Raw genomic sequence first — 26,212 nt, 5'->3', positions numbered from 1 at the left:
AGCCGGAGCGCCCGCATGTCCCTGCTTCCCCTCGATGCCGCCAGCACGGCGGCCCGCCTGCCGTATCCCGAACTGGCGCGCGCCATCGCCGACATGCTGGCCGAGCTGCGCGATGGCACGGCGATGGCGCCGCCGCGCATCGCGCTGCCGGTCGGCGACGCGCAGCACGGCGAGGGCACGCTGCTGGTGATGCCGGCGCGCAACCGCAACCTGGTGATGACCAAGAACATCACCGTGCATCCTGGCAATCCGCAGCGCGGGCTGCCGAATATCCTCGGCGAAGTGGTGGTGGCCGACGCGCATACCGGCGCGCGTCTTGCCATGCTTGACGGACCGACGGTAACCGGCAGGCGTACCGCGGCGGTGTCGCTGCTGGCGGCGCAATGCTTCGCCGCGCGCACCGACGGCGAACTGTTGATCATCGGCGCCGGCGTGCAGGCGCTGACGCACCTGGAGGCCTTTATCGCCGGCCTGGGCGTGCGCAAAGTCTGGCTGCAGTCGCGCACGCGCGGCAAGGCCGAGGCGCTGGCTGCGCAGGCGCGCACGCTGGGAGTCGATGCGGAGGTGACTGAGACCGTTGCAGCGGTGCTGCCGCGCGTGTCGATGGTGGTCACGGTGACGTCCAGCCGTACTCCGGTGTTGCCGGACCTGGACAGCGGCCTCTGGCGCGACGATCACTTCATTGCCGCGGTCGGCGCCTTCCGCCCAGACATGTGCGAGCTGCCGCCGCAGCTGTGCCATGCCGCCGCGGACCATGGGCGCCTGCTGGCCGATACGCTGTTCGGCATCGAGGAAGAGGCGGGCGACCTGCTGCAGGCGGGCATCGACTGGGGCACCGTGCAGCCGTTCGAGACCGCGATCCTGCAGGCGGACGCGATCCGCGCGCGCGGCGGCAGCCCGCTGGTGTTCAAGAGCGTGGGCTATGCGCTGTGGGACCTCGCGGCGTGCGTGCTGGCCAGCCGCGCCTGACGCCGGCCGATCAGCGCTCCCGCATACGCAGCCAATCGCTGAACAAGGTACGCGCGGGCGCCAGGAAACTCGCAATGGGCTCGCTGCGGTCGCTGGCGTACCAGTGGACATAGCAGCCGTGCAGCGTCGCCACGATCAGGCGCGACATGTCGGGCGGCATCGGCTGGCCCGGCAGTGACAGCACCTCGGCCAGGTCGCGCACATGCGCGTCCCAGCTGTGGTGGATCTGCTCGCGCACGCTGGCCGGCACGCCGCCGGAGAACAACAGGCCCAGCACCACGCCCTTGGCCTCGGGGTTGGCCGTGAAATAGTCGGCGAGCTCGTCAAACAACGTTTCCAGCCGCTGCGGGGGCGTCTTGCCGGCATGCCTGGCGACACCCCCCAGGTCATGGCCAAAGTCTTCGAACAGGCTGGTCGCGGCTTGCGCCAGCAGCATCTCCTTGCTGCCGAAATGCCACAGCAGGCTGCTCTTGGCCACGCCAACCTCGGCGGAGAGCTGGTCGAGCGTGACCTCGGAGTAGCCATGCGCGCTGATCAGCGCACGCGCGACGGCGAGGATCCGGTCGCGGGTTTCCAGGCCGCGGCGGTTCTTGATTGCGGCGGGCGGGGTTTTGGGGGACGGGGGCATCGGCGGCGACATACGGGGGGCGAATTTCAGAATTTTCCAGCCGGAAGTGATTTGACAGTAGCAGCGCTCTGCTAGCAAACTGCAAGATTGTACTGAACGTTCAGTACAATCTTATCGCTCCCCCGGTTCCAGTGAGGCCGGTGGCAGCGTTGACAGGAGCACCGTATGTACCCGACCGCCACCACCGCAGCACTTGCCGCCGCGCTTGTTTTCGCCGCTTCTTCGGCTTCCGCCGGTACCGTCCCCACACCGGCCAATCCGGCCAGCGAGGCCACGGCCCGTGCCCAGGCCGCCGTGCTGCAGCAGCTGCCATTCCAGAACCAGCGCGATTTCGAGGACGCGCGCCGCGGCTTCATCGGCACCATCGATAGCGGCGAGATTCGCGATGCGCAAGGCAAGGTGGTGTGGTCGCTGGATTCATACCGCTTCATTGACAAGGAGGCCGCTCCGGCGACGGTCAACCCCAGCCTGTGGCGCCAGGCCCGGCTGAACATGAACCACGGCCTGTTCCAGGTGACCGACCGCATCTACCAGATCCGCGGCTTCGATATCTCCAACATGACGATCATCGAGGGCGACACCGGCCTGATCATCATCGACCCGCTGACCGCCACCGAGACCGCCCGCACGGGCCTGGAGCTTTACTACAAGCACCGCCCCAAAAAAACGGTGGTGGCGGTAATTTATACGCACAGCCATGCAGACCACTTCGGCGGTGCCAAGGGCGTGATCAGCGAAGACGACGTCAAGGCGGGGAAGGTCAGGGTGCTGGCGCCCGAAGGCTTCATGGAAGAGGCGGTCAGCGAGAACGTCTTTGCCGGCAACGCGATGAGCCGCCGCGCCCAGTACATGTACGGGACGAACCTGCCGCGTTCGGCCACCGCCCAGGTCGATGCCGGGCTGGGCAAGGCGGTGGCGCAGGGCACGCTGACACTGGTGCCGCCGACCGACCTGATCACCAAAACCGGCGAAACCCGCACCATCGACGGCGTGCAGATCGAGTTCCTGATGGCCCCCGGCACCGAGGCCCCCGCCGAGATGCTGATGTACCTGCCGCAGTGGAAGGCGCTGTGCGCGGCCGAGGATGCCACCCACAACCTGCATAACCTGTACACCATCCGCGGCGCGCAGGTACGCGATGCCAACCAGTGGTGGCGCGCGCTGGACGAGACCATCGACCGCTTCGGCGGCCGCACCGAGGTGCTGTTCGCGCAGCACCACTGGCCGACGTGGGGCCGCGACAACATCGTCACCTACCTGGGCAAGCAGCGCGATGGCTACAAGTTCATCCACGACCAGTCGCTGCGGCTGGCCAACCTGGGCTATGTGCCAGCCGAGATCGCCGAGCGCGTGAAGCTGCCGCCGTCGCTGGCCCTAGAGTGGCACCTGCGCGACTACTACGGCACCGTCAGCCACAACGCCAAGGCGGTCTACCAGCGCTACCTGGGCTGGTACGACGCCAACCCGGCCAACCTCAACCCGCTGCCGCCCGAGGACGCCGGCAAGCACTATGTCGAATACATGGGCGGCGCGGCGCGCGTGATGGAGCAGGCGCGCGCGTCGTATGCGCGCGGCGAGTACCGCTGGGTAGCCGAAGTGCTCAAGCACGTGGTCTTTGCCGACCCGAACAACCAGGCCGCGCGCCGGCTACAAGCCGATGCGCTGGAGCAGCTCGGCTACCAGGCCGAGTCGTCCACCTGGCGCAATGCCTACCTGAGCGGTGCGGCCGAGCTGCGCGACGGCGCGCCCAAGTCCACGCGCCGCACCGGCAGCCCCGACGTGCTGCGCGCGATGACCGACACCATGTTCCTGGACTACCTCGCGATCAGCCTGAACGGAGACCGCGCCGCGGGCAAGACCGTGGCGATCAACTGGGTCCAGCCGGACACCGGCAAGCGCTACGCGCTGACGGTCGAGAACGGCGTCTTCCGCTACAAGGCCGGCGCGCAGCATGCCGCACCGCAGGCCACGCTGACGATGCCGCGTGCGGTGCTGACCGGCGTGCTGGCGGGGCAGACCACGCTGCAGGCGGAGACCCAGGCCGGCCGCGCGAAGGTCGATGGCGATCCGCAGGCGCTCGCCGCATGGGTGGCGCTGATGGACAAGTTCGAACCGAGCTTCGCCATCGTCACACCCTGAACCTGAGCGTGACTGGGCTGCGAAGGTTGGGGCAGGCGGGGCGCTATTGCGCAGCCCGCCCCTAAACCCTCGTATCAGTCAGGGTTTTTTCCGGCGCGCGGCATAAAGCGTTGCGCCGACGCCGCGTTTACCCGGCCTGACCGCCGTCCAGCCTGGGTTTCTTAGTGGTTAACCCTCCATTAGGGGGCGTCCTCTACGAATCTGTATCGTCGGTGAAACAGTTCAGCTCCCACACGCCGGATAATGCATGCGGCAGTAAACGAATGAGGAGTAAGAGGACTATGAAATCGACCAACAAGAAGAAGATGCTCGCGGCTGGCGCTGTCATGGCGCTGGCAGGAGCCGCGCAAGCACAGTCGGCAGGCAGCAATATCGTCAGCCTGGGCTGGTTCCGCGTGATGCCGAACAGCTCTGCGGATCCGTTGACTGTCGACAGCATCAACGGCCGGCCGGTCAACATGACCCGCGCCAACACCGGCGCCGAGATCGAGACAGCCAATACGCTGGGCCTGGCGTTCACGCACTTCTTCACCGACAACATCTCGGGCGAGCTGGTCGCGGGGATTCCGCCCAAGCATGACGTCACGGGCACGGGCGATTACGCGAAATACGGCAAGCTGGGCTCGGTCAAGCAATGGAGCCCGGCACTGCTGGTCAAGTACCACTTCTTCGACGCCAGGACCAAGTTCCGCCCATATGTCGGCATTGGCGTGAACTACACGTGGTTTACCGATGAAACCATCACGAACCAGCAGTTCGTCAATGGCGCGTTCGGCATTCCCGGCGCCACGATGACCGCCAGCGCCAAGCCGTCGTGGAACCCCGTGTTCAACATCGGTGCCAACTACGCGCTCAACGACAACTGGTTCCTCGGACTATCCGTTTCCTACCTGCCGCTGTCGACGCGCGCGACGCTGACGACGCAGGCCGGCCCCGTCACGATCGTCTCGCATACCAAGATCAAGATCGATCCGGTGGTGACGTTCCTGACGGTGGGCTACCGGTTCTGAGCGCAGCGCCACGAACAAGCAAAAAAGGGACGCCCGGGGGCGTCCCTTTTTGCTGCAGGCCTGCCCGCCTACGCCACCGACTTGACCGGATAGCCAGCCTCTTCGATGGCATGCCGCAATGCCTGCGTGTCGGCGCCGCTGTCCACGCGCACGGCCTGGCTCGGCACGTCGGCGCTGACCTTGGCGGCCGGGTCGACTGCCTGCACGGCACGCGTGATGGCGCCGACGCAATGGTTGCAAGACATGCCTTCGACCTGGAACTGGATCATTGGAAACCTCCTGAAGGGGATGACTGGCGGCACGGCGCCGCGACAGACGTAGTGTGAACCTTGCCATGGTGGGAAGCGCAAGGGGAAATTCAATGTGGCGCCAAAAGCATGCGATTGCACCTTGACCTTCCCATGATGGTAAGGTCCATGATGCTGACATCGACACTGTGGATGATCCAGGACCATGACCAGTTCCAGCGCTGTGCTCGCCCCGCAATCCGCCAAGACCGCTGACGATGCGCCCGAATGGCGCCTGCCGGTCGAGGGCATGACCTGTGCCTCGTGCGTGCGCCGCGTGGAGAATGCGCTGGCGCGCGTGCCCGGCGTGCGCGACGTGGCCGTCAACCTCGCCACCGAGGCCGCTACGCTGCATGCGGAATCCGCTGCCGTGCTTCCGGCCGCGGCGCGCGCCGTGGCCGATGCCGGCTATGCGGTGCCGCAGGACACCGTCGAGTTGCAAGTCACCGACATGACCTGCGCGTCTTGCGTGACGCGCGTTGAGAAGGCGCTGCGCGCGGTGCCGGGTGTGGTGGAGGCGCAGGTCAACCTGGCCACCGAACGCGCCACGGTCACGGTGCTGCGCGGCACCGCCGACGACGCCGCGCTGGTGGCCGCCGTGGCCCGCGCGGGCTATGGCGCAACGCCGGCGGCCGGAGCCGAAGCCGGTGAAGCGGGATCGGCGCAAGCCGCACGCACGCCTGCGTTCTGGGACGGCCCCTGGCCGGTGGCGATCTCGGCCGTGCTGTCGCTGCCGCTGGTGGCGCCGATGGTGCTGGAATGGTTCGGCGTGCACTGGATGCTGCCCGCCTGGGTGCAGTGGCTGCTCGCGACGCCGGTGCAGTTCGTATTTGGCTGGCGGTTCTACAAGGCCGGCTGGAAGGCCGTGCGCGCCGGCGCCGGCAATATGGACCTGCTGGTGGCACTGGGCACGACCGCGGCTTACGGCCTGTCGCTCTGGCTGATGTGGCGCACGCCTGCCGATGCCATGCCGCACCTGTACTTTGAAAGCGCGGCAGTGGTGATCACGCTGGTGCGGCTGGGCAAGTGGCTGGAGACGCGCGCCAAGCGCCAGACCGCCGAGGCCATCCGCGCGCTGGCGGCGCTGCGCCCCGATACCGCTCGCGTGCGCCGCGGCGGACAGGAAGTGAGCGTGCCGCTGGCGTCGGTGCGCGTCGGCGACGAGGTCGTGGTGCGCCCGGGCGAGCGCATCCCGGTCGATGCCGAGGTGATCGAAGGCAGCAGCCATGCCGACGAATCGATGCTGACCGGCGAGAGCGTGCCGGTACCCAAGAAGCCGGGCGACCGGCTGACCGGCGGCGCGATCAACTTCGAAGGGCTGCTGGTGGCGCGCACCGTTGCGGTGGGTGCCGAGACCGTGCTGGCGCGCATCATCCGCATGGTCGAGCATGCGCAGGCGGCCAAGGCGCCGATCCAGCGCATGGTGGACCAGGTCAGCGCGGTGTTCGTGCCGATAGTGCTGGGCATTGCGCTGGTGACGGTGCTGGGCTGGGGCCTGCTGGGCGGCGACTGGGAAGCGGCGCTGCTCAACGCGGTGGCGGTGCTGGTGATCGCCTGCCCGTGCGCGCTCGGGCTGGCCACGCCTACCGCGATCATGGCCGGCACCGGCGCCGGGGCGCGTGCCGGCATCCTGATCAAGGACGCCGAGGCGCTGGAAGTGGCGCATCGCGTCAGCGTGGTGGCGTTCGACAAGACCGGCACGCTGACGGTCGGCAAGCCCGAGGTGGTGGCGCTGCATGCCGCGGATCGCGCCGATGCCGACGGCGGCGTGCTGCTGGCGCGGCTGGCCGCGCTGCAGGCCGGCAGCGAACACCCGCTGGCGCGCGCGGTGCTGGCCGCGGCGCAGGCGCGCGGCATCGCAGTACCCAAGGCCGATGACGTCCAGGCGCTGCCGGGCCGCGGCATTGCCGGCGTGGTCGACGGCCAGGCGCTGCAGCTCGGCAGCGAACGGCTGCGTGAATCGCTCGGTGCGGAAGCGGGTGCGCTGGCGCCGGTGGCGCAGCGGCTGCGCGACGAAGGCCACACCGTGTCGTGGCTGGTCGAGACCACGCCGCCGCGCGTGGTGGGGCTGGTTGCATTTGGCGATGCGATCAAGCCGGGCGCGACCGAGGCCATTGCCCGGCTGCGCGCGGCGGGCGTTCGCACCGTGATGCTGACCGGCGACAACGCTGGCGCGGCGGCGCGGGTGGCGCGCGAGCTTGGCCTTGACGACGTGCAGGCCGAGGTGTTGCCCGAGGACAAGGCCGCGCGCGTGCAGGCGCTGGGAGAGGGCGGCGCGGTGGTGGCGATGGTGGGCGACGGCATCAACGACGCGCCGGCGCTGGCGGCGGCCGATGTCGGCATTGCGATGTCGACCGGCACCGATGTGGCCATGCATGCCGCCGGCATCACGCTGATGCGCGGCGACCCGGCGCTGGTGGCCGATGCGCTGGTGGTCTCGCACCGCACCGTGCGCAAGATCCGGCAGAACCTGTTCTGGGCATTTTTCTACAACGTGGTCGGCATCCCGCTGGCGGCGGCCGGGTTGCTGAACCCGGTGGTGGCGGGCGCGGCGATGGCGTTCTCCAGCGTCAGCGTGGTCAGCAATGCCTTGCTGCTGCGGCGCTGGCATCCGCAGTCCGGCGCGGCCGCGGCGGCCACGACCGAGGGAGGCAAGCGATGAATATCAGCGAAGCGGCGCAAGCGTCGGGCGTGTCGGCCAAGATGATCCGGCACTACGAATCGATCGGGCTGGTGGAGGCGCCGCCGCGCACCGAGGGCGGCTACCGGCGCTATGACGAACGCGCGGTGCATACCTTGCGCTTCGTGCGGCGCGCCCGTAATCTGGGCTTCTCGCTCGACGAGATCCGCAACCTGCTGTCGCTGTGGCACGACCGCGGCCGCGCCAGTGCCGACGTCAAGGCGCTGACGCTCAGGCACGTGGCTGACCTGGAACAGCGCATCGCCGAGCTGGCGGCGATGCGCGATACGTTGCGGCAGCTGGCGCAGCATTGCAGCGGGGACGACCGGCCGGATTGCCCGATCCTCGCGGATATCGCGGACGTGCCGGGAGATGTGCGGCAGCCGGTGCGGGAAGGGCACGGCTGTCACTGATCGCCTTGGGCGCAGTCACCCAGCACAACACGCACCACCACAACAACAACGCCGGCGCACGCGCCGGCCTGGCCGCAAGGGGAGAGCGCAGCGCATGGCACAACCGACGACGGACGATCCCGCTTCCGCAGCCGCTGCCGGCGCCACGGAGGCCACGGAGGCCGCGGAGGCCACGGGCGCCACCGCTGGCCCGGAAACCGCCGCCGTCATCGCGCACGCACCCGTGCAGGGCCGCCAGCGCATGCGTGACGGCACCGAGTTGCTGCTGCGCACCTGGCAACCCGATCCCGGGCGCTTTGCCGAACCGCTGGGCTCGGTGCTGCTGGTGCACGGGCTTGCCGAGCACGCCGGGCGCTACCAGCACGTCGCCGACCTGCTGTGCGGACTAGGGTTACGGGTGCGCGCGTTCGACCTGCGTGGCCACGGCGCCAGCGGCGGCGCGCGCATGGTGGCCGATCATCCCGACATCTATCTCGAGGATCTGGCCGAGGTCTACGACGCAGCGCTGCGCGGCTGGAACGAGCTGCCGATCCTGCTTGGCCACAGCATGGGCGGGTTGATCGCGGCGCGCTTTGCCACAGCGCGCGTGCGCCCGGTGCGCGCGCTGGTGCTGTCATCCCCCGCGCTGGCGCTGCGGCTGTCGCAGCCGATGCTGGCGCTGCACCGCGTATTGCTGACGCTGGCGCCCCGCCTGCGCGTGCCCAACCCGATCGACGCGCGGCACCTGTCGCACGATCCGGCCATGGTGGCGGCCTATCGCACCGACCCGCTGGTGCAGACCACGATCACCGCCAGCGTGCTGGAGAGCTTTATCCGCGGCATGGCGCAGTCACAGGCCGATGCCGCGCGGCTGGAGGCGCCGATGCTGATGCTGGTCGGCGGCGCCGACCGCGTGGTCGACCCGGCGGGCAGCCGCAGCTTCTTCGACAATGCGCCGCCCGACCTGCGCGAAGAGGTCTGGTATCCGCACGGCTACCACGAGATCTTCAACGAAGCACAGCCGCTGCGCGGCGAAGTGTTCGCGGCGCTGAGCGACTGGCTGAAGCGGCGCCTCCAACCCTCTGCGTCGCCACCGGCCTAGGTCCCTAGGTCCGGAACACCGACTCCGCCACGCCGAACACCGCGGCCACCACCGGGTCGTCGCGGCGCGTCGCCAGGCATACCAGCGTCAGCTCGGTCTGCACTGACATGCCCTCGACGATCACCAGTCCGTGCGCATGCGACTCGCGCAGCGCAATCGAATCGCGCACCAGCGACAGTCCCACGCCGGAACGGACCAAATCCAGCATCGACGCTTCCTGATCCACGTGTGCCACCTTGGGTACGCCGGCCGCGTCGACGCCCGCCTGCGCGAAGCGCTCGCACAGCAGGCGGTTGTGCGCCGATTCGGGCGGCGTCCAGATCCACGGCAGTGTCGCCAGCTGGGCCCATGAGCGCAGGGCGGTGCGCTCCTTCCAGCCCTTGGGCGCCACCACGTAGTAAGAGAAGGGCGTGAGCGTGAGCGCACGGAAGCTCGCGTCGGGCGGCTGGCCCAGGTAGAAGCCGACGTCGAGCGCGCCGCTGCGTACCTGCTGCAGCACCCAGCCCGACATGCCATGGCGCAGTTCCGTGCCGATCTGCGGATGGCGCTCGACCAGCGTGCGCAGCATTGGCCCCAGCCGCGTGAATTCCGGGTCGAGGATGGTACCGATCGCCAGGCGCCCGCGCACGGTGTGGTGCATCGCATTGACGGTGTGCTGCAGGTCGCCCACGCCGTCGAGGATGCGTTCGGCCAGCGGCAGGAGCGCGGTGCCGTCCGCAGTCAGCGTCAGGCCGGCGGCGGTGCGTTCAAACAGCTTGATGCGCCACGCGGACTGCAGCGCTTTGAGCTGCAGGCTGACCGCGGGCTGGGTCAGGTGCAGACGTTGCGCGGCGCGGGTGAGGTTGCCTTCGCGGGCGACGGCGACGAATGCACGCAGATGGTGGAGGTCCAAGGCAAAGGGGGGCGGTTCGATGACGCGAGTGGTGCGGCGCAATATTTAGCGCCGCTTATATTGCGTTTGACGATAAATCATTGGACGAGGCGGTGCAACTGCACCAAGCTTGCGCTCATCAGGCCTGCTGCGCCATGCGCGGCAGACGACGTTGCGGCGATGTTATTACCGCGCGCAATGATGATGCGGCCGATCCTCGATATCCAGTATCAAGCAGGAGTGGAAGTGGAAGACATCCTTGCAGAAGCCAGCGCTGTGCAAACTACCGTTGGACATTTCATCGGAGGCCGGCAGACGCGTGGCGCGTCGCAACGCCTGGCCGATATCTTTAACCCTGCGATCGGCGAAGTTGCCGCGCGCGTGGCGCTTGGCACCGTGCAGGATGTCTCCGATGCGGTCGCCGCCGCCAAGGCCGCGTTTCCGGCATGGTCCGAGACCCCGCCGTTGCGCCGCGCGCGCATCCTGTTCAAGTTCAAGGAACTGCTCGACCAGCACCACGATGACCTGGCCGCGCTGATCACGCGCGAGCATGGCAAGGTGTTCTCCGATGCCAAGGGTGAAGTCACGCGCGGCATCGAGGTGGTGGAGTTTGCCTGCGGCATCCCCAACCTGCTGAAGACCGATTTCACCGACAACGTTGGCGGCGGCATCGACAACTGGAACCTGCGCCAGCCGCTGGGCGTGGTGGCGGGGATCACGCCGTTCAACTTCCCGGTGATGGTGCCGATGTGGATGTTCCCGGTGGCGCTGGCTTGCGGCAATACGTTCGTGCTGAAGCCGTCTGAGCGGGATCCGTCGCCGAGCTTGCTGATCGCCGATCTGCTGCGCCAGGCTGGCTTGCCTGATGGCGTGTTCAACGTCGTGCAGGGGGACAAGGAAGCGGTCGATGCGCTGCTGGCGCATCCGGATGTGCAGGCGTTGTCGTTCGTTGGGTCGACGCCAATTGCCGAGTACATCTATACGGAAGGCACGAAGCACGGCAAGCGGGTGCAGGCGCTGGGCGGGGCCAAAAACCACCTGGTGGTGATGCCTGACGCGGATCTGGATCAAGCCGTCGATGCGCTGATCGGTGCGGCCTACGGCTCGGCGGGCGAGCGCTGCATGGCGATCTCGGTGGCCGTGGCCGTGGGCGATGTCGCTGACAGGCTGGTGCCGCGGCTGGCGGAGCGGGCGCGCTCCCTGAAGATCCGTAACGGCATGGAGTCCGACGCCGAAATGGGTCCGCTGGTGACCGGGGCGCACAAGGCCAAGGTCGAAGGCTATATCGCCAAGGGCGTGGAAGAGGGCGCGACGCTGGTGACCGACGGGCGGGGACACAAGGTCGAGGGGCACGAGAACGGCTTCTATGTCGGCGGCACGCTGTTCGATCACGTCACGCCCGACATGACCATCTACAAGGAAGAGATCTTCGGGCCGGTGCTGTCGGTGGTGCGCGTGGAAGACTTTGCCCACGCGGTTGCGCTGATCAATGCGCATGAGTTTGGCAACGGCGTGTCCTGCTACACCAGCGACGGGGGGATTGCGCGGGCGTTTGCCCGGCAAATACAGATAGGTATGGTTGGGATTAATGTTCCCATCCCTGTTCCTATGGCCTGGCATTCATTTGGTGGATGGAAGCGTTCGCTGTTTGGCGACCATCATGCCTACGGCGAAGAAGGCGTGCGGTTCTATACGCGCTACAAGAGTGTGATGCAGCGGTGGCCGGATTCCATTGCCAAGGGGGCGGAGTTTACGATGCCGGTGGCCAAGTAAGAGGTGGTTTGATTTTCATGTTGCGCGGCGGCTGGCCATACACAAACAAATGCAAACCAAGAAAGCCATGGAGACATTCGACTACATCATCGTTGGCGCCGGCTCTGCCGGCTGTGTCCTGGCAAACCGCCTGACCCAGGACCCGGACGTCAACGTCCTGCTCCTGGAAGCAGGCGGCAAAGACGACTACCACTGGATCCATATCCCGGTCGGCTACCTGTACTGCATCGGCAACCCACGCACGGACTGGCTCTACCGCACGGAAGCGGAGGCCGGCCTGAACGGCCGCTCCCTTGGCTACCCGCGCGGCCGCGTATTGGGCGGATGCTCGTCCATCAACGGCATGATCTACATGCGCGGCCAGCGCGAAGACTACGACGACTGGGCAAGCCTGTCCGGCGACGACGGCTGGAAATGGGACAACGTGCTCCCGCTGTTCAAACGCTGTGAAGACCACCACCGCGGCCCAAGCGAATTCCATGGCGCCCACGGCGAGTGGCGCGTGGAAGCGCAGCGACTGCGCTGGGACATCCTGGAGCGCTTTGCCGATGCCGCGGAACAGGCTGGCATCCCGCGTACCGACGACTTCAATCAAGGCGACAACTTCGGCGTCGGCTACTTCGAAGTAAACCAGCGCCGCGGCATCCGCTGGAACACGGCCAAGGCCTTCCTGCGCCGCGCATCGGAGCGTCCGAACCTGACCATCGTCACCGGCGCGCAAGTCAGCGCACTCACCTTTGACGGGCGCCGCTGCACCGGCGTGCAATACGTCGGCGGCGGGCAGCCGCATGCCGCGGCAGCGCGGCATGAAGTCATCCTCTCCGCCGGCGCGGTCAATACGCCGCAGTTGCTGGAGCTGTCCGGCATCGGCCAGCCGGAACGGCTGCGCGAACTCGGCATCGACGTGCGCCACGCCTTGCCTGGCGTGGGCGAAAACCTGCAGGACCACCTGCAGCTGCGCACCGTGGTCAAGGTCAATGGCGTGCGCACACTTAATACGCGGGCTGCCAGCCTGTGGGGCAAGCTGTGCATCGGCGTCGAGTACGCCTTCAACCAGAGCGGGCCGATGAGCATGGCGCCGTCGCAGCTGGGCGCGTTCGCGCGCTCGGATCCCTCGCAGGCGCGGCCCAATGTGGAATACCACGTGCAGCCCCTGTCGCTGGACAAGTTCGGCGATCCGCTGCACGCGTTCAATGCCTTCACCGCCAGCGCCTGCAACCTGCGGCCGACGTCGCGCGGCAGCGTGCATGCGCGCAGCGCCGATTTCCGCGACGCGCCGGTGATCGCGCCCAACTACCTGTCGACGGACGAAGACCGGCGTGTCGCCGCCGATTCGCTGCGGCTGACGCGCCGCATCGTGGCGTCGCCTGCGCTGGCACCGTACCAGCCAGAGGAATACCTGCCAGGCCCCGCATTCCAGACCGACGAAGAACTGGCCGAAGCCGCCGGCAGCATCGGCACCACCATCTTCCATCCGGTCGGCACCTGCAAGATGGGGCGCAGCGACGATGGCATGGCGGTGGTCGACAGCCGGCTGCGGGTGTTCGGCGTAGAGGGCCTGCGCGTGGTCGATGCCTCGGTGATGCCGCTGATCACCTCGGGCAATACCAACTCGCCGACGATCATGATTGCCGAACGCGCCAGCGACATGATCCGCGAGGACCGCCGGCGCGGCGCGGCGGCAGGGGAAGTGTTGGCGCGCGCGCCACTGGCCGCGGCGGAAAGCGCCTGAAGGCACTATGCGCAGGTGGCGCAGCATGGGAAATCGGAGTGGCAATGCGCGCGGGCGCCAGGTGGCGTTTGCTGAACATGTGCGCTTGCAAAAAAACTGACACTTGGTTCATGTTTCATAGTGCAAACCCCGATGTTTTGCGATGCAACAGGCGCACACAATAGACGCCTCGGAGAGTGCGCTGGCGCCACATTGTGCGGGCCACCAATCTCCCGCGGGAGCCGCCCCGCAAAGCCATAACAAAGACTCCGCAGCACGCCGCCACCACGGACGTGACTGACGGACGCGGCACAGGGCCTACAGGCCGGTTCGGACCATCAGTCAGTGCCGGGCATCACCCGGCGTACAACGAAGGGCGGGCAGGAGACATGAATCAGCAGGAAACCATCCTGGAAACGCGGAACCTCACCAAGGAGTTCAAGGGGTTCACCGCGGTGAGCGACGTCAACTTGCGGGTGCGGCGCGGATCGATCCACGCATTGATCGGACCCAACGGCGCAGGCAAGACCACTTGCTTCAACCTGCTCACCAAGTTCCTCGAGCCGACTACCGGCACCATCGTATTCAACGGCATCGACATCACCCGCGAGAAGCCTGCGCAGATCGCGCGCCGTGGCGTGATCCGATCCTTCCAGATCTCGGCGGTGTTCCCGCACCTGACGGTGATGGAAAACGTGCGCATCGGGCTGCAGCGCCAGCTTGGCACCGCGTACCAGTTCTGGCGCAGCGAGCGTTCGCTCGATGTGCTCAACGGGCGCGCCATGGAGCTGCTCGAGCAGGTCGGCCTGACCGAGTTCGCGCACACGCTGACGGTGAACCTGCCGTACGGGCGCAAGCGCGCGCTGGAGATCGCCACCACGCTGGCGATGGAGCCCGAGCTGATGCTGCTCGACGAGCCCACGCAGGGCATGGGCCACGAGGACGTGGACCGCGTCACGCAGCTGATCAAGAAGGTTTCCGCCGGCCGCACAATCTTGATGGTGGAGCACAACATGAGCGTGGTCTCGTCGATCGCCGACAAGATCACCGTGCTGCAGCGTGGCGCGATCCTGGCCGAGGGGCCGTACGCCGAGGTGTCGAAGGACCCGCGCGTAATGGAAGCCTATATGGGCACGGCCGATGCCGAGCTGCAGGGCGCGCACTGAGCGGGGGAACCAACAATGAGCACGAACAACACTCCCGCCCTCGAAATCAAGGGCCTGCAGGCCTGGTACGGCGAATCGCACATCCTGCACGGCGTCGACCTCACCGTGAACCGCGGCGAAGTGGTGACGCTGCTGGGCCGCAATGGCGCCGGCCGCACCACCACGCTGCGCGCGATCATGGGACTGACCGGCGCGCGCAAGGGCTCGATCAAGGTCAACGGCAACGAGACCATCGGCCTGCCCACGCACAAGATCGCGCACTACGGCATCGGCTATTGCCCGGAAGAGCGCGCGATCTTCTCCAGCCTGTCATGCGAGGAGAACCTGCTGCTGCCGCCGCAGCTCAAGGGCGAGCGTGGTGAGAAGACCGCAGGCATGAGCGAGGCCGAGATCTACGACATGTTCCCCAACCTGAAGGAGCGCCGCCAGAGCCAGGGCACGCGCCTGTCGGGCGGCGAGCAGCAGATGCTGGCGGTGGGGCGCATCCTGCGCACCGGCGCCAACCTGCTGCTGCTCGACGAGATCTCGGAAGGGCTGGCACCGGTGATCGTGCAGGCGCTGGCGCGCATGATCCGGATGCTCAGGCAGAAGGGGTACACGGTGGTGATGGTGGAGCAGAACTTCCGCTTCGCCGCACCGCTGGCCGATCGCTTCTACGTGATGGAGCACGGCAGCATCGTCGAACGCTTCGATGCCAGCGAGCTGCAGGCAAAGATGCCGGTGCTGCATGAATTGCTCGGGGTCTGATCCCGGGATCTGACCGATACCCGGATCGTTGATTGCTGTTTGGCAGGAACGGGTGGCGCATCGCCGCCGCAAATCAGGAGACAAAGAGATGAAAAAGACTCGGCTCGCGGCCGCGATGGCGGCTATTGCCATGGGTGCGGTTTCGTTCGGCGCCGCCGCGCAGGTATCGGGCGACACCGTCAAGATCGGCTATATCACCGACATGTCGGGCCTGTATGCCGACATCGACGGCCCCGGCGGCCTGGAAGCCATCAAGATGGCAATCGAGGACCGCGGCGGCAAGGTGCTGGGCAAGCCCATCGAGATCGTTTCCGCCGACCACCAGAACAAGGCCGACATCGCCGCCTCCAAGGCGCGCGAATGGATGGACCAGCAGGGCCTGGACATGCTGCTGGGCGGCACCAACTCGGGCACCGCGCTGGCGATGAACAAGGTCGCTTCGGAGAAGAAGCGCGTCTACATCAACATCGGTGCCGGCACCGCGCGCCTGACCAACGAAGAGTGCTCGCCGTACACGGTGCACTACGCCTATGACACGGTGGCGCTGGCCAAGGGCACCGGCAGCGCGGTGGTCAAGCAGGGCGGCAAGTCGTGGTTCTTCCTGACCGCCGACTACGCCTTCGGCCACTCGCTGGAAAGCGATACCGCGGCGGTGGTGAAGGCCAACGGCGGCACGGTGGCGGGGCAGGTGCGCCATCCGCTGTCGGCGTCCGACTTCTCGTCGTTCCTGCTGCAGGCGCAGTCGTCCAAGGCACAGATCCTGGGCCTGGCCAACGCCGGCGGCGACACCATCAACGCGATCAAGGCGGCCAAGGAATTCGGCATTACCAAGTCGATGAAGATCGCCGGCCTGCTGATGTTCATCAATGACATCCACAGCCTGGGCCTGAAGAACACCGAAGGCCTGCTGATGACCGACAGCTGGTACTGGGACATGAACGACGACTCCCGCAAGTTCGCCAACCGCTTCTTCGGCAAGATGAAGAAGATGCCGAGCAGCCTGCAGGCGGCGGATTATTCGGCGGCCAGCACCTACCTGAAGGCGGTGGAAGCAGCCAAGACCGACGATCCGGACAAGGTCATGGCCGAGCTGAAGAAGATGAAGATCAACGACATCTACACCAAGGGCTATATCCGCCAGGACGGCCGTGGCATCCACGACATGTACCTGATGCAGGTGAAGACCGCGGCCGAGTCGAAGAAGCCGTGGGATTACATGAAGGTGGTGGCGACCATCCCGGGCGACCAGGCGTTCACGACGGTGGCCGAGTCGAAGTGCGCGATGTTGAAGAAGTAACCGTCGGCGGGACCGCGACGGTTTGCTCCCCTCTCCCGCTGGCGGGAGAGGGGCAGGGGGAGAGGGCAGGCGACGCCAGGAGCGATGCCGGCACAAGTGCCGCGCGTGAAGCGCGCCCGCGCCAGTGCTGGAATTCGTAGCCCCTTGCGCGCCGGCCCTCTCCCCCAACCCCTCTCCCACGCGCGGGGGAGGGGAGTCACCACCAGCAATTGACGCTCATGGACATCTTCGGAATTCCCCTGCCTGCCATGCTTTCCCAGCTGTTGCTGGGGCTGGTGAACGGCGCCTTCTATGCGATGCTGAGCCTGGGCCTGGCGGTCATCTTCGGCCTGCTCAACGTCATCAATTTCGCGCACGGTGCGCTCTTCATGCTCGGTGCGGTGCTGGCCTGGATGGGGATGGAGTACGCCGGGCTCAACTACTGGATCATGCTGCTGCTGTCGCCGCTGGTCGTTGCCGCCATCGGGGTGGTGATCGAGAAGACCATGCTGCGCTGGATCTACAAGCTCGACCACATCTACGGCCTGCTGCTGACGCTGGGCATCACGCTGGTGATCGAGGGCATCTTCCGCTCGATCTACGGCGTGTCGGGCCTGCCGTACCAGACGCCTGACGCGCTGCAGGGCGCGACCGACCTGGGCTTCATGATCCTGCCGAACTACCGCGCCTGGGTCGTGGTGGCGTCGCTGGTGGTGTGCTTTGCCACCTGGTATGTGATCGAGAAGACCAAGCTGGGCGCCTACCTGCGCGCCGGCACCGAGAACCCCAAGATGGTCGAGGCCTTTGGTGTCAACGTGCCGCTGATGGTGACGCTGACCTACGGCTTCGGCGTGGCGCTGGCGGCGTTTGCGGGGGTGCTGGCCGCGCCGGTGATCCAGATCTCGCCGCTGATGGGGCAGAACCTGATCATCATCGTGTTCGCGGTGGTGGTGATCGGCGGCATGGGCTCGATCATGGGCTCGATCCTGACCGGCCTCGGGCTGGGCGTGGTCGAAGGCCTGACCAAGGTGTTCTATCCTGAAGCATCGTCGACCGTGGTGTTCTTCATCATGGTGATCGTGCTGCTGCTGCGCCCGGCCGGGCTGTTCGGGAAGGAGAAGTGATGAGCGCACCAACCACATCATCGACGCAGCCCGCGGTGGCTGCCAACGCGGGCCAGGCAGGAAAGGGACAGGGCGTGCAGAAGAAACTGTTGTACGGATTGCTGCTGCTGGCGCTGATCGCCGCGCCGCTGGCGGGTGCCTATCCGGTATTCGTGCTCAAGGTGCTGTGCTTCGCGCTGTTTGCCTGCGCGTTCAACCTGCTGATCGGCTATACCGGGCTGCTGTCGTTCGGCCATGCGGCTTTCTTCGGCGGTGCCGGCTACGCGGCCGGCCATGCCATGAAGGCCTGGGGCGTGACGCCGGAGATCGGGCTGCTCCTGGGCACGGGCACCGGCGCGCTGATCGGCTACGTGGTCGGTTCGCTGGCGATCCGCCGCCAGGGCATCTACTTCTCGATGATCACGCTGGCGCTGGCGCAGATGCTGTTCTTTATCTGCCTGCAGGCGCCGTTCACCGGCGGCGAGGACGGGCTGCAGGGCATTCCGCGCGGCAAGCTGTTCGGCGTGCTGCCGCTGTCCAGTGACCTGACGCTGTACTACGTGGCGCTGGTGATCATGGTCGCGGCCTTCGCGCTGATCGTGCGCACGGTGCACTCGCCGTTCGGCCAGATCCTGAAGGCAATCAAGGAGAACGAGCCGCGTGCGATCTCGCTGGGCTACGATGTCGACCGCTTCAAGCTGACGGCCTTCGTGCTGTCGGCGGCGCTGTCGGGGCTGGCCGGTTCGATCAAGGCGCTGGTGCTGGGCTTCGAGACGCTGACCGACGTGCACTGGTCGATGTCGGGCTCGGTGATCCTGATGACGCTGGTCGGCGGCCTGGGCACCTTGTCCGGCCCGATCGTCGGCGCCTTCGTGATCGTGGCGCTGGAGAACAAGCTGGGCGACATCGGCAGCTTCCTGGCCTCGGCCACCGGCCTGCAGTGGTTCAACACGCTGGGCGAGTCGGTGACGATGGTGACCGGGGTGATCTTCGTGATCTGCGTGCTGACCTTCCGCCGCGGCATCATGGGCGAACTGCTGGCCCGGTTCGGCCGCAAGCACGAGTGATCGTGGGGCGACATGCCCGAATCTGGGGCTAGGGTTTTTTCTAGCTTGTCCTCGATGCACCGCTTCGTTACATTCCATATACGGTTTTCGCAGGTTAAATGGAGGCGGAAGCGAGGAGACGACAGGCGCGCACCCGGTGTCGGGTAGCAGCGTTATAAAATAAAGGGCGTTGCCGGGTGATCCTCGGCAACGCTTTTTTCATTGGGGCTTCGCCAACGGGTGCGAGCCCTCAGCCTTCCATCTGTGCCGTATTCGCCTCATTTTGGGGCATCCATGCCGGATCTGCATCACTCCGATCCCCGCCGCATGCGACAATGCGGGCGCTTTCCGTTGCCCGTCATGCCAGCCAATCCCCCCGATTCCCAAGATCCGCCGCTTCCGGACGGCTCGGGTCGTCCCGACGCCACGCCGCAATGGCCCACAGCGCAGCTGTGGGTACGCGCCGGCCAGAGTGCCGACGGCGCCATGCTGGACGCCTGGCTGGCTGCGGTGCAGCCGCTGCCGGTGCCCGCGGCCCGCGCGCGACGGCTGATGCTGGACGAACTGCTGGCGCAGTCCGGGCGCGGTATCTGCCTGCTAGTCCACGGCGTTGCGCCGGACAATGTGCTGGCCTGCCTGCCGGTGGCGCTGGTGCCAAGCCTTGAGCTGGCCGGTCTGGCCGCCCTGGCCACGGAGTGGTGGGTACGCCCCGGGCTCAATGCCGACACGGCCCGCGCCTGCCTGAACGCCAGCTGCGACACGCTGGCCGACTGGGGGCGTGCCCATGGCATCCGCCACGCACTGCTTGCCCCTGCGCTGCCCGGCGCCCACGGTGGCGCGCCGCCCGGCTTTGCCCCGCATGCCAGCGGCATGTGGCTGCGCAGCCTGGTGCCGGCGGCCAAGGTGCTCGGCTGAGCCGCGGCCGACGCGCCTCGCCTTTTCCTCCTCCCGTTTTTCCTTTCCCGTTCCTGCAATGATGGAGTTCGCATTACTGGCGGTTGCCGCCTTTCTCGCCGGCATGATCGACGCGGTCGCCGGCGGCGGCGGCCTGGTCCAGATTCCGGCGCTGTTCTCTGCCTATCCCGGCATGGCGCCGGCAACGCTGCTAGGGACCAACAAGCTAGGCTCGATCGCCGGCACCGCCAACGCCGCGCTGCGCTATGGCCGTAGCGTGCGCATCTACTGGGGCGCGACCGCGCCGGCGGTGGTTGCGGCCTTTGTCTTCTCGATGGCCGGCGCATGGGCGCTGACCAGGATCCCGGCGGAGCCGATGCGCAAGGCGCTGCCGTTCATCCTGGTGGCGCTGCTGGCGTATACGCTGGCAAAGAAGGACCTCGGCGCCGAGCATGCGCCGACGCTGAAAGGCGGTCGCGAACGGTTCGCGGCATTGCTCGCCGGCGCAGTGCTGGGCTTCTACGACGGCGTGTTCGGCCCCGGCACCGGCAGCTTCCTGATGATCGTGTTCGTGCGCGTGTTCGGCTATGACTTCCTGCACGCCGCGGCGTCGACCAAGCTGGTCAACCTTGCGACCAACCTGGCGGCGTTGCTGCTGCTTGCCAGCAAGGGCCATATCTGGTGGCAGCTGGGGCTGGTGATGGCGGTGGCCAACGTCGCCGGCAGCCAGGTGGGGAGCCGGCTGGCGCTGCGCCATGGCAGCGCGTTCGTGCGCAAGGTCTTTATCGTGGTGGTGAGCGCGCTGATCCTGAAGACGGCCTGGGATGCCTTTGCCCGCTGAGCGCCAGCGTATGTGCGATGCGGGTTAATCCTGCTTTTCGCGACAAGTCGCTGTGATAGACTCGATCGGCATTCCCGACCGCACGGTCGGCGAATGACAGAAGCGCCAATTCCGGGGGAAAGGGCCGGTTCGCCAGCGGCGATCGGTTCTCGGCGTGGACGGGAAATGGGGAACGGTGTGACATCGTTCCTGGCAGTTGCGCAGGTGCCGGCGATGTGCCTGCGTCAGGCCCGAGGGGTCGACAAAAAGGGGCATCCGCCGGTGGACGCCGGACGGATGCCTTTCCGTTTCAGGAACCGAAGGAGACAAGATGGATTTCAAGCGCGCCAGCTTGCTGGCAATCGCGGCGGCCTGCCTGGCTGCCGGCGCCGCCCAGGCACAGGTCAAGGTCGGGGTCACGGTGTCGGCAACGGGTCCGGCGGCATCGCTGGGTATTCCGGAGAAGAACACCTTCACGCTGATGCCGAAGGAAGTTGCGGGCAAGAAGATCGAGTACATCGTCCTGGACGACGCTTCCGACACTACCACCGCGGTCAAGAACACCCGCAAGCTGATCAGCGAAGACAAGGTTGACGTGGTGGTTGGCTCCACCGTGACGCCGAACTCGCTGGCGATGGTCGATGTGGTCGCCGAGAACGATACGCCGATGATCACCATGGCCGCCTCGGCCCGCATCATCGAACCGATGGATGCCAAGCGCGCCTGGATCTTCAAGACGCCGCAGAACGATTCGCACATGGCCACCGCCATTGCCGAGCACATGGGCAACAACAACGTGAAGACGGTGGCGTTCATCGGCTTCGCGGATGCCTATGGCGACAGCTGGGCGCAGGAGTTCGCCAAGGTGGCGGAGATGCGCAAGATCAAGGTCGTCGCCAATGAGCGCTTTGCCCGCACCGACACCTCGGTGACCGGCCAGGTGCTGAAGATGATGAGCGCCAACGCCGACGCCGTGCTGATCGCAGGCTCGGGTACGCCCGCGGCGCTGCCGGCCAAGGCGCTCAAGGAGCGCGGCTTCAAGGGCAAGGTCTACCAGACCCACGGTGTCGCCAACGCCGACTTCCTGCGTGTCTGCGGCAAGGATTGCGAAGGTACGTTCCTGCCGGCCGGGCCGCTGCTGGTGGCCGAGCAACTGCCCGACAGCAACCCGGTGAAGAAGCCGGCCATGGCCTACAAGACGGCCTATGAGAAAGCCTTCGGCGGCCAGGTCTCGACCTTCGGTGGCCATGCCTGGGATGCCGGCCTGATCCTGCAGCACGCCATCCCCGAGGCGCTCAAGAAGGGCCAGCCCGGCACCAAGGAATTCCGCAAGGCGCTGCGCGACGCCATGGAGCAGACCAGGAACCTGCCGGTGTCGCATGGCATCATGAACATGAGCACTACCGACCACCTCGGCTTCGACCAGCGCGCACGCGTGATGGTGCAGATCGTTGACGGCAAGTGGAAGCTGCTGAAGTAAGTCGCTGCACGACATGACGGAGTGACGGTGACGCAGGGATGTGAAACAGGGCGCATGGTCATCCCATGCGCCTTTTTTTCTGCCGCACCGCAATACCTAGGGTTGCCGAGTATTTCTGCAATGGGCAACCCGTTTACCATTTCGTAAATCCCACCGCGCGCAGCGCCCTGTCGGCCCCCTTCGAAGCAGGCAGGTATTTCAACGATACGGGGAGACAATGGACCTATCTATCGCCGCCATCCTGGCGCAGGACGGCATCACCTCGGGCGCGATCTACGCGCTGCTGGCACTGGCCCTGGTGCTGGTGTTCTCGGTGACGCGCGTCATCTTCATCCCGCAAGGGGAGTTCGTTGCCTACGGCGCGCTGACGCTGGCGGCGATGCAGGCCGGGCATGCGCCGCAGACCAGCTGGCTGCTGCTGGCCATGGGTGCGCTGACCTTCATCTATGAAACCGTGACCGTGCTGCGCAGCGCCGAACTGCGGCGCACGCTGGGGCAGCGGCTGGCGGTGCTGGCCGGCAAGTACCTGGCGTTCCCGCTGGCGGTGCACTGGCTGGTGCAGCAGTACGGCGCGCAGCCGCTGCCCATGCTGGCGCAGATCGCGCTGACGCTGCTGGTGATCATCCCGCTCGGGCCAATGCTGTACCGGCTGGCCTACCAGCCGCTGGCCGAGGCCAGCACGCTGGTGCTGCTGATCGTCTCGGTCGGCGTGCACTTTGCGCTGGTGGGGCTGGGGCTGGTGATGTTCGGCGCCGAAGGCTCGCGCACCACGGCGTTCTCGGATGCGCGCTTTGAAGTGGGCGCGCTCAGCGTCTCGGGCCAGAGCCTGTGGGTGGTGGGCGTGTCGGCGCTGCTGATTGGGGCGCTGTACTTTTACTTCGAGCGCACGCTGCAGGGCAAGGCGTTGCGCGCGACCGCGGTGAACCGGCTGGGCGCGCGCCTGGTCGGCATCGGCACGACGCAGGCGGGACGGCTGTCGTTCACGCTGGCCGCGGCAATGGGCGCGCTGTGCGGCGTCCTGATCGCGCCGCTGACCACGGTCTACTACGAGTCGGGCTTCCTGGTCGGCCTGAAAGGCTTTGTCGGCGCGATCGTCGGCGGGCTGGTGAGCTATCCGGTCGCGGCGCTCGGTGCGCTGCTGGTGGGCCTGCTCGAATCCTATTCGTCCTTCTGGGCCAGCGCGTTCAAGGAGGTCATCGTCTTCACACTGATCATTCCGGTGCTGCTGTGGCGCTCGCTGACGAGCAAGCATGTCGAGGAGGAGGAATAAGCCATGACCATGCTGACCGACAAACAGGCGGCCGTGGCCGGTGCCGCGGCGGGCAGCCGCGCGCGGCTGAACCGGAACCGGTTGCTGGTGCTCGCCTTCATCGTGGTGCTGGCGCTGCTGCCGGTGCTGCCGACGCCGGAATTCTGGATCACGCTGGGCAACTACATCGGGCTGTACAGCATCGTCGCGATCGGCCTGGTGCTGCTGACCGGCGTGGGCGGCATGACGTCGTTCGGGCAGGCGGCCTTCGTGGGGCTGGGTGCGTACAGCACCGCGTACCTGACCACGCAGTTCGGACTGTCGCCGTGGTTCGGGCTGCTGGTGGGACTGGTGATCACGGTGGCCTCGGCCTATGTGATCGGGTTGATCACCATGCGCATGTCCGGGCACTACCTGCCGCTGGCGACGATTGCGTGGGGCCTGTCGCTGTTCTTTGTGTTCGGCAACCTGGAGTTCCTGGGCAAGTATGACGGCATCAACGGCATCCCGGTGCTGTCGTTCTTCGGTATCGAGCTGCAGTCGGGCCGCTCGATGTTCTACCTGATCTGGGCGGTGGTGCTGCTGGCCGTGCTGGCGATGCAGAACCTGCTGAACTCGCGCCCGGGCCGCGCCATCCGTGCGCTCAAGGGTGGCGGGGTGATGGCAGAGGCGATGGGCGTCAATACCGCGTGGATGAAAGTGGTGATCTTCGTCGTCGCGGCAATCCTCGCGTGCGTGTCGGGCTTCCTCTATGCGCACCTGCAGCGCGCGGTGAACCCGACGCCGTTCGGCCTGAACTACGGCATCGAGTACCTGTTCATGGCGGTGGTCGGCGGCGTTGGCCACGTGTGGGGCGCGGTGCTCGGCGCCGGCATCCTGACCATCCTGAAGGACGTGCTGCAGGGCGTGCTGCCGAAGCTGCTCGGGGCCAACGGCAATTTCGAGATCATCGTCTTTGGCGTGCTGCTGGTGCTGTTGCTGCAATACGCGCGCGATGGCATCTGGCCGTTCCTGCGCCGGCTGTTTCCGTCGGGTCCCGCGGTCCTGGCACCGGCGCAAGCCGAGGCCCTGGTCGTACGCCAGAAGCCCGAGGCCGGCGAACTGATCCTAGACGTGTGCGCGGCGCGCAAGGAGTTCGGCGGGCTGGTCGCGGTCAACGATGTCAGCTTCCAGGTGCGTGCCGGGGAGATCATCGGCCTGATCGGCCCGAACGGTGCGGGCAAGTCCACCACCTTCAACCTGGTGACGGGCGTGCTGCCGGTCACGCGTGGCGAGGTGCGCTATCGGGGCGAGGTGATCTCCGGCCTGCCGTCGCGCGAGATCGTCAAGCGTGGCATTGGCCGCACCTTCCAGCATGTGCACCTGCTGCCGACCATGACGGTGCTGGAGAACGTTGCCATCGGCGCACACCTGCGCGGCGACTTCCGCGCGCAAGGCGGCGTCTCGGCGGCGATCCTGCGCATGAACAAGGTCGAGGAAGAGAAGCTGCTGTTCGAGGCGAAGCGGCAACTGGAACGCGTAGGCCTGGCCGACTGCATGTACATGGAAGCGGGCAGCCTGGCGCTGGGCCAGCAGCGCATCCTGGAAATCGCCCGCGCCCTGTGCTGCGACCCCGCGCTGCTGCTGCTCGACGAGCCGGCGGCGGGCCTGCGCTACAAGGAGAAGCAGGCGCTGGCCGACCTGCTGCGCAAGCTCAAGGGCGAGGGCATGAGCGTGCTGCTGGTCGAGCACGACATGGACTTCGTGATGAACCTGACCGACCGGCTGGTGGTGATGGAATTCGGCACGCGTATCGCCGAGGGCGTGCCCGAGGAAGTGCAGAAGGACCCCGCGGTGCTGGAAGCCTATCTCGGCGGCGTGGAGTAACGGAGCGACAGAGAAAGCGACATGAGCCTGATTCTGGAAGTGAAGGACCTCCACGTCCGCTACGGCAAGGTGGAAGCGGTGCACGGCGCCAACCTGAAGGTGGAAGCCGGCAAGATCGTCACGGTAATCGGACCGAACGGCGCCGGCAAGTCCACGATGCTCAATGCGATCATGGGTGCGCTGCCGGTCAACGGCTCGGCGAGCGGTTCGGTCAGCTATCTCGGTCACGACATGGCCGGTATCCCCGTCGAGGGCCGCGTCGCGCGCGGCATGTGCCTGGTGCCGGAGAAGCGCGAGCTGTTCGCGTCGATGACGGTGGAGGACAACCTGCTGCTGGGCGCGTTCCGCCGCAAGCGCGCCGGCGAGAAGAATTTCCTGGACCAGATGGATGTGGTCTACGACCTGTTCCCGCGTCTGCGCGAGCGTGCGCGCCAGGATGCCGGCACGCTGTCGGGCGGCGAGCGCCAGATGCTGGCGGTGGGGCGCGCGCTGATGGCCAAGCCGCAGCTGCTGATGCTGGACGAACCCAGCCTCGGGCTGGCGCCGCTGATCGTCAAGGAGATCTTCCACATCATCAGCAACCTGCGCCAGACCGGCGTGGCCACGCTGCTGATCGAGCAGAACGCCCGTGCGGCGCTGCAGGTGGCCGACTATGGCTATGTGATCGAGACTGGGGACATGTCGATGGAAGGGCCTGCAGCAGATCTGGCGGCCAATCCAAAGGTGATCGAAACCTATCTTGGATTGGCAAAAAGGGCAGCCTAATCCATAAGGATGATAGCCAGATGAATGAGGGCTCGCTTAGGCGGGCCCTTTTTCATTTCTCGTGTGAATAACTTTGGGGATAAGTGGTTTTGGAGGCCCGTTTTTTGGTGTGGGGCAGACATGCGCAGGGTTGGGTACGGTTTCATTCGTAGAAAGAATGAGGCGTCGAAAGTTTTCGTAGTTTAAATCTATTGTGTGGATTAGATATGCATTGTTATTCGCATGATGGATTTTTTAC

Annotated in this window: 22 protein-coding genes; 19 read left to right on the top strand and 3 right to left on the bottom strand. The window is 66.4% G+C overall.

The genetic code is table 11. From position 1 onward, the window contains the following. The first annotated feature begins 15 nt into the window (after nucleotides 1-15). Nucleotides 16-969 carry a delta(1)-pyrroline-2-carboxylate reductase family protein gene (locus tag LPA45_RS17420; RefSeq protein ID WP_367394680.1) on the top strand — a complete coding sequence of 318 codons (954 nt, stop codon included), beginning with the start codon at nucleotides 16-18 and terminating at the stop codon, nucleotides 967-969. A 10-nt stretch (nucleotides 970-979) separates the two neighbouring features. On the opposite strand, the gene LPA45_RS17415 is transcribed toward LPA45_RS17420, so the two are convergent. Continuing rightward, nucleotides 980-1,597 carry a TetR/AcrR family transcriptional regulator gene (locus LPA45_RS17415; protein WP_367394679.1) on the bottom strand — a complete coding sequence of 206 codons (618 nt, stop codon included), beginning with the start codon at nucleotides 1,595-1,597 and terminating at the stop codon, nucleotides 980-982. A 165-nt stretch (nucleotides 1,598-1,762) separates the two neighbouring features. Between LPA45_RS17415 and LPA45_RS17410 the strand changes: the two genes are divergently transcribed. Both LPA45_RS17410 and LPA45_RS17405 read left to right on the top strand, forming a co-directional pair. Next, on the top strand, nucleotides 1,763-3,736 hold the full coding sequence (locus LPA45_RS17410; RefSeq protein WP_367394678.1) for an alkyl/aryl-sulfatase: 1,974 nt from the start codon (nucleotides 1,763-1,765) through the stop codon (nucleotides 3,734-3,736). Nucleotides 3,737-4,017: 281 nt separating this feature from the next. Next, nucleotides 4,018-4,746 carry an OmpW family protein gene (locus tag LPA45_RS17405; protein WP_116320038.1) on the top strand — a complete coding sequence of 243 codons (729 nt, stop codon included), beginning with the start codon at nucleotides 4,018-4,020 and terminating at the stop codon, nucleotides 4,744-4,746. A 68-nt stretch (nucleotides 4,747-4,814) separates the two neighbouring features. Here LPA45_RS17405 and LPA45_RS17400 read toward each other — a convergent pair whose 3' ends face one another. Beyond that, complete coding sequence (locus tag LPA45_RS17400; protein ID WP_116320037.1) at nucleotides 4,815-5,015, bottom strand: heavy-metal-associated domain-containing protein; 201 nt, start codon at nucleotides 5,013-5,015, stop codon at nucleotides 4,815-4,817. Between the two features lie 184 nt (nucleotides 5,016-5,199). Here LPA45_RS17400 and LPA45_RS17395 point away from each other — a divergent pair, with 184 nt between their 5' ends. The 3 genes from LPA45_RS17395 to LPA45_RS17385 all read left to right on the top strand — a co-directional run bounded on the left by LPA45_RS17395 (nucleotide 5,200) and on the right by LPA45_RS17385 (nucleotide 9,207). Next, nucleotides 5,200-7,695 carry a heavy metal translocating P-type ATPase gene (locus LPA45_RS17395; protein ID WP_367394677.1) on the top strand — a complete coding sequence of 832 codons (2,496 nt, stop codon included), beginning with the start codon at nucleotides 5,200-5,202 and terminating at the stop codon, nucleotides 7,693-7,695. After that, entirely contained in the window at nucleotides 7,692-8,126 is a 435-nt protein-coding gene (cueR, locus tag LPA45_RS17390) for a Cu(I)-responsive transcriptional regulator (protein ID WP_367394676.1), read from the top strand. Before LPA45_RS17395 ends, cueR begins: the two co-directional genes overlap by 4 nt. Nucleotides 8,127-8,220: 94 nt before the next feature. After that, a complete protein-coding gene (locus tag LPA45_RS17385; RefSeq protein ID WP_367394675.1) occupies nucleotides 8,221-9,207 on the top strand; it encodes a lysophospholipase in 987 nt (328 codons plus the stop codon). Between the two features lie 4 nt (nucleotides 9,208-9,211). On the opposite strand, the gene LPA45_RS17380 is transcribed toward LPA45_RS17385, so the two are convergent. Next, nucleotides 9,212-10,099 carry a LysR family transcriptional regulator gene (locus LPA45_RS17380; RefSeq protein ID WP_317922958.1) on the bottom strand — a complete coding sequence of 296 codons (888 nt, stop codon included), beginning with the start codon at nucleotides 10,097-10,099 and terminating at the stop codon, nucleotides 9,212-9,214. A 183-nt stretch (nucleotides 10,100-10,282) separates the two neighbouring features. Here LPA45_RS17380 and LPA45_RS17375 point away from each other — a divergent pair, with 183 nt between their 5' ends. From LPA45_RS17375 to LPA45_RS17315, 13 genes are all read left to right on the top strand, one after another. After that, complete coding sequence (locus tag LPA45_RS17375) at nucleotides 10,283-11,851, top strand: CoA-acylating methylmalonate-semialdehyde dehydrogenase (protein ID WP_376790649.1); 1,569 nt, start codon at nucleotides 10,283-10,285, stop codon at nucleotides 11,849-11,851. A 67-nt stretch (nucleotides 11,852-11,918) separates the two neighbouring features. Further along, nucleotides 11,919-13,583, top strand: coding sequence for a GMC family oxidoreductase (locus tag LPA45_RS17370; RefSeq protein ID WP_367395030.1), 1,665 nt, complete (start codon nucleotides 11,919-11,921; stop codon nucleotides 13,581-13,583). Nucleotides 13,584-13,951: 368 nt separating this feature from the next. Beyond that, a complete protein-coding gene (locus tag LPA45_RS17365; RefSeq protein WP_116320032.1) occupies nucleotides 13,952-14,728 on the top strand; it encodes an ABC transporter ATP-binding protein in 777 nt (258 codons plus the stop codon). 15 nt (nucleotides 14,729-14,743) lie between these two features. Continuing rightward, a complete protein-coding gene (locus LPA45_RS17360) occupies nucleotides 14,744-15,475 on the top strand; it encodes an ABC transporter ATP-binding protein (protein ID WP_116320031.1) in 732 nt (243 codons plus the stop codon). A gap of 88 nt (nucleotides 15,476-15,563) precedes the next feature. Next, nucleotides 15,564-16,772: an ABC transporter substrate-binding protein gene (locus tag LPA45_RS17355; protein ID WP_116320030.1), complete on the top strand. Its 1,209-nt coding sequence runs from the start codon at nucleotides 15,564-15,566 to the stop codon at nucleotides 16,770-16,772. A 218-nt stretch (nucleotides 16,773-16,990) separates the two neighbouring features. Further along, nucleotides 16,991-17,875, top strand: coding sequence for a branched-chain amino acid ABC transporter permease (locus tag LPA45_RS17350; protein WP_133097865.1), 885 nt, complete (start codon nucleotides 16,991-16,993; stop codon nucleotides 17,873-17,875). After that, nucleotides 17,875-18,921, top strand: a complete 1,047-nt coding sequence (locus tag LPA45_RS17345; protein WP_233528155.1) for a branched-chain amino acid ABC transporter permease — start codon at nucleotides 17,875-17,877, stop codon at nucleotides 18,919-18,921. Before LPA45_RS17350 ends, LPA45_RS17345 begins: the two co-directional genes overlap by 1 nt. Nucleotides 18,922-19,260: 339 nt before the next feature. Then, nucleotides 19,261-19,815 (top strand): hypothetical protein, encoded by a 555-nt coding sequence (locus LPA45_RS17340; RefSeq protein ID WP_317923427.1) that lies wholly within the window; start codon nucleotides 19,261-19,263, stop codon nucleotides 19,813-19,815. Between the two features lie 61 nt (nucleotides 19,816-19,876). Then, a complete protein-coding gene (locus tag LPA45_RS17335) occupies nucleotides 19,877-20,635 on the top strand; it encodes a TSUP family transporter (RefSeq protein ID WP_367395029.1) in 759 nt (252 codons plus the stop codon). A gap of 310 nt (nucleotides 20,636-20,945) precedes the next feature. Beyond that, nucleotides 20,946-22,094, top strand: coding sequence for an ABC transporter substrate-binding protein (locus LPA45_RS17330; protein WP_367394674.1), 1,149 nt, complete (start codon nucleotides 20,946-20,948; stop codon nucleotides 22,092-22,094). A 217-nt stretch (nucleotides 22,095-22,311) separates the two neighbouring features. Next, complete coding sequence (locus LPA45_RS17325) at nucleotides 22,312-23,364, top strand: branched-chain amino acid ABC transporter permease (RefSeq protein ID WP_116320026.1); 1,053 nt, start codon at nucleotides 22,312-22,314, stop codon at nucleotides 23,362-23,364. A 3-nt stretch (nucleotides 23,365-23,367) separates the two neighbouring features. Beyond that, on the top strand, nucleotides 23,368-25,209 hold the full coding sequence (locus tag LPA45_RS17320) for an ATP-binding cassette domain-containing protein (RefSeq protein ID WP_116320025.1): 1,842 nt from the start codon (nucleotides 23,368-23,370) through the stop codon (nucleotides 25,207-25,209). Between the two features lie 21 nt (nucleotides 25,210-25,230). Beyond that, complete coding sequence (locus LPA45_RS17315; RefSeq protein WP_116320024.1) at nucleotides 25,231-25,974, top strand: ABC transporter ATP-binding protein; 744 nt, start codon at nucleotides 25,231-25,233, stop codon at nucleotides 25,972-25,974. Nucleotides 25,975-26,212 lie beyond the last annotated feature (238 nt).

Origin of the sequence: Cupriavidus sp. Agwp_2 (genome assembly GCF_040784895.1) — a bacterium.
Taxonomy (GTDB): Bacteria; Pseudomonadota; Gammaproteobacteria; order Burkholderiales; family Burkholderiaceae; genus Cupriavidus.
The sequence above is the reverse complement of the archived record's forward strand: the minus strand, read 5'-3'. Positions and strand labels throughout refer to the sequence as shown.

Coding starts and splice junctions, on each gene's coding strand:
- LPA45_RS17365 (WP_116320032.1), top strand. CDS start 13,952: ATGAATCAGCAGGAAACCATCCTGGAAACGCGGAACCTCACCAAGGAG.
- LPA45_RS17330 (WP_367394674.1), top strand. CDS start 20,946: ATGGATTTCAAGCGCGCCAGCTTGCTGGCAATCGCGGCGGCCTGCCTG.
- LPA45_RS17395 (WP_367394677.1), top strand. CDS start 5,200: ATGACCAGTTCCAGCGCTGTGCTCGCCCCGCAATCCGCCAAGACCGCT.
- LPA45_RS17375 (WP_376790649.1), top strand. CDS start 10,283: ATGCGGCCGATCCTCGATATCCAGTATCAAGCAGGAGTGGAAGTGGAA.
- LPA45_RS17355 (WP_116320030.1), top strand. CDS start 15,564: ATGAAAAAGACTCGGCTCGCGGCCGCGATGGCGGCTATTGCCATGGGT.
- LPA45_RS17400 (WP_116320037.1), bottom strand. CDS start 5,015: ATGATCCAGTTCCAGGTCGAAGGCATGTCTTGCAACCATTGCGTCGGC.
- LPA45_RS17415 (WP_367394679.1), bottom strand. CDS start 1,597: ATGCCCCCGTCCCCCAAAACCCCGCCCGCCGCAATCAAGAACCGCCGC.
- LPA45_RS17340 (WP_317923427.1), top strand. CDS start 19,261: ATGCCAGCCAATCCCCCCGATTCCCAAGATCCGCCGCTTCCGGACGGC.
- cueR (WP_367394676.1), top strand. CDS start 7,692: ATGAATATCAGCGAAGCGGCGCAAGCGTCGGGCGTGTCGGCCAAGATG.
- LPA45_RS17315 (WP_116320024.1), top strand. CDS start 25,231: ATGAGCCTGATTCTGGAAGTGAAGGACCTCCACGTCCGCTACGGCAAG.
- LPA45_RS17370 (WP_367395030.1), top strand. CDS start 11,919: ATGGAGACATTCGACTACATCATCGTTGGCGCCGGCTCTGCCGGCTGT.
- LPA45_RS17350 (WP_133097865.1), top strand. CDS start 16,991: ATGGACATCTTCGGAATTCCCCTGCCTGCCATGCTTTCCCAGCTGTTG.
- LPA45_RS17335 (WP_367395029.1), top strand. CDS start 19,877: ATGGAGTTCGCATTACTGGCGGTTGCCGCCTTTCTCGCCGGCATGATC.
- LPA45_RS17385 (WP_367394675.1), top strand. CDS start 8,221: ATGGCACAACCGACGACGGACGATCCCGCTTCCGCAGCCGCTGCCGGC.
- LPA45_RS17345 (WP_233528155.1), top strand. CDS start 17,875: ATGAGCGCACCAACCACATCATCGACGCAGCCCGCGGTGGCTGCCAAC.
- LPA45_RS17325 (WP_116320026.1), top strand. CDS start 22,312: ATGGACCTATCTATCGCCGCCATCCTGGCGCAGGACGGCATCACCTCG.
- LPA45_RS17320 (WP_116320025.1), top strand. CDS start 23,368: ATGACCATGCTGACCGACAAACAGGCGGCCGTGGCCGGTGCCGCGGCG.
- LPA45_RS17405 (WP_116320038.1), top strand. CDS start 4,018: ATGAAATCGACCAACAAGAAGAAGATGCTCGCGGCTGGCGCTGTCATG.
- LPA45_RS17420 (WP_367394680.1), top strand. CDS start 16: ATGTCCCTGCTTCCCCTCGATGCCGCCAGCACGGCGGCCCGCCTGCCG.
- LPA45_RS17360 (WP_116320031.1), top strand. CDS start 14,744: ATGAGCACGAACAACACTCCCGCCCTCGAAATCAAGGGCCTGCAGGCC.
- LPA45_RS17410 (WP_367394678.1), top strand. CDS start 1,763: ATGTACCCGACCGCCACCACCGCAGCACTTGCCGCCGCGCTTGTTTTC.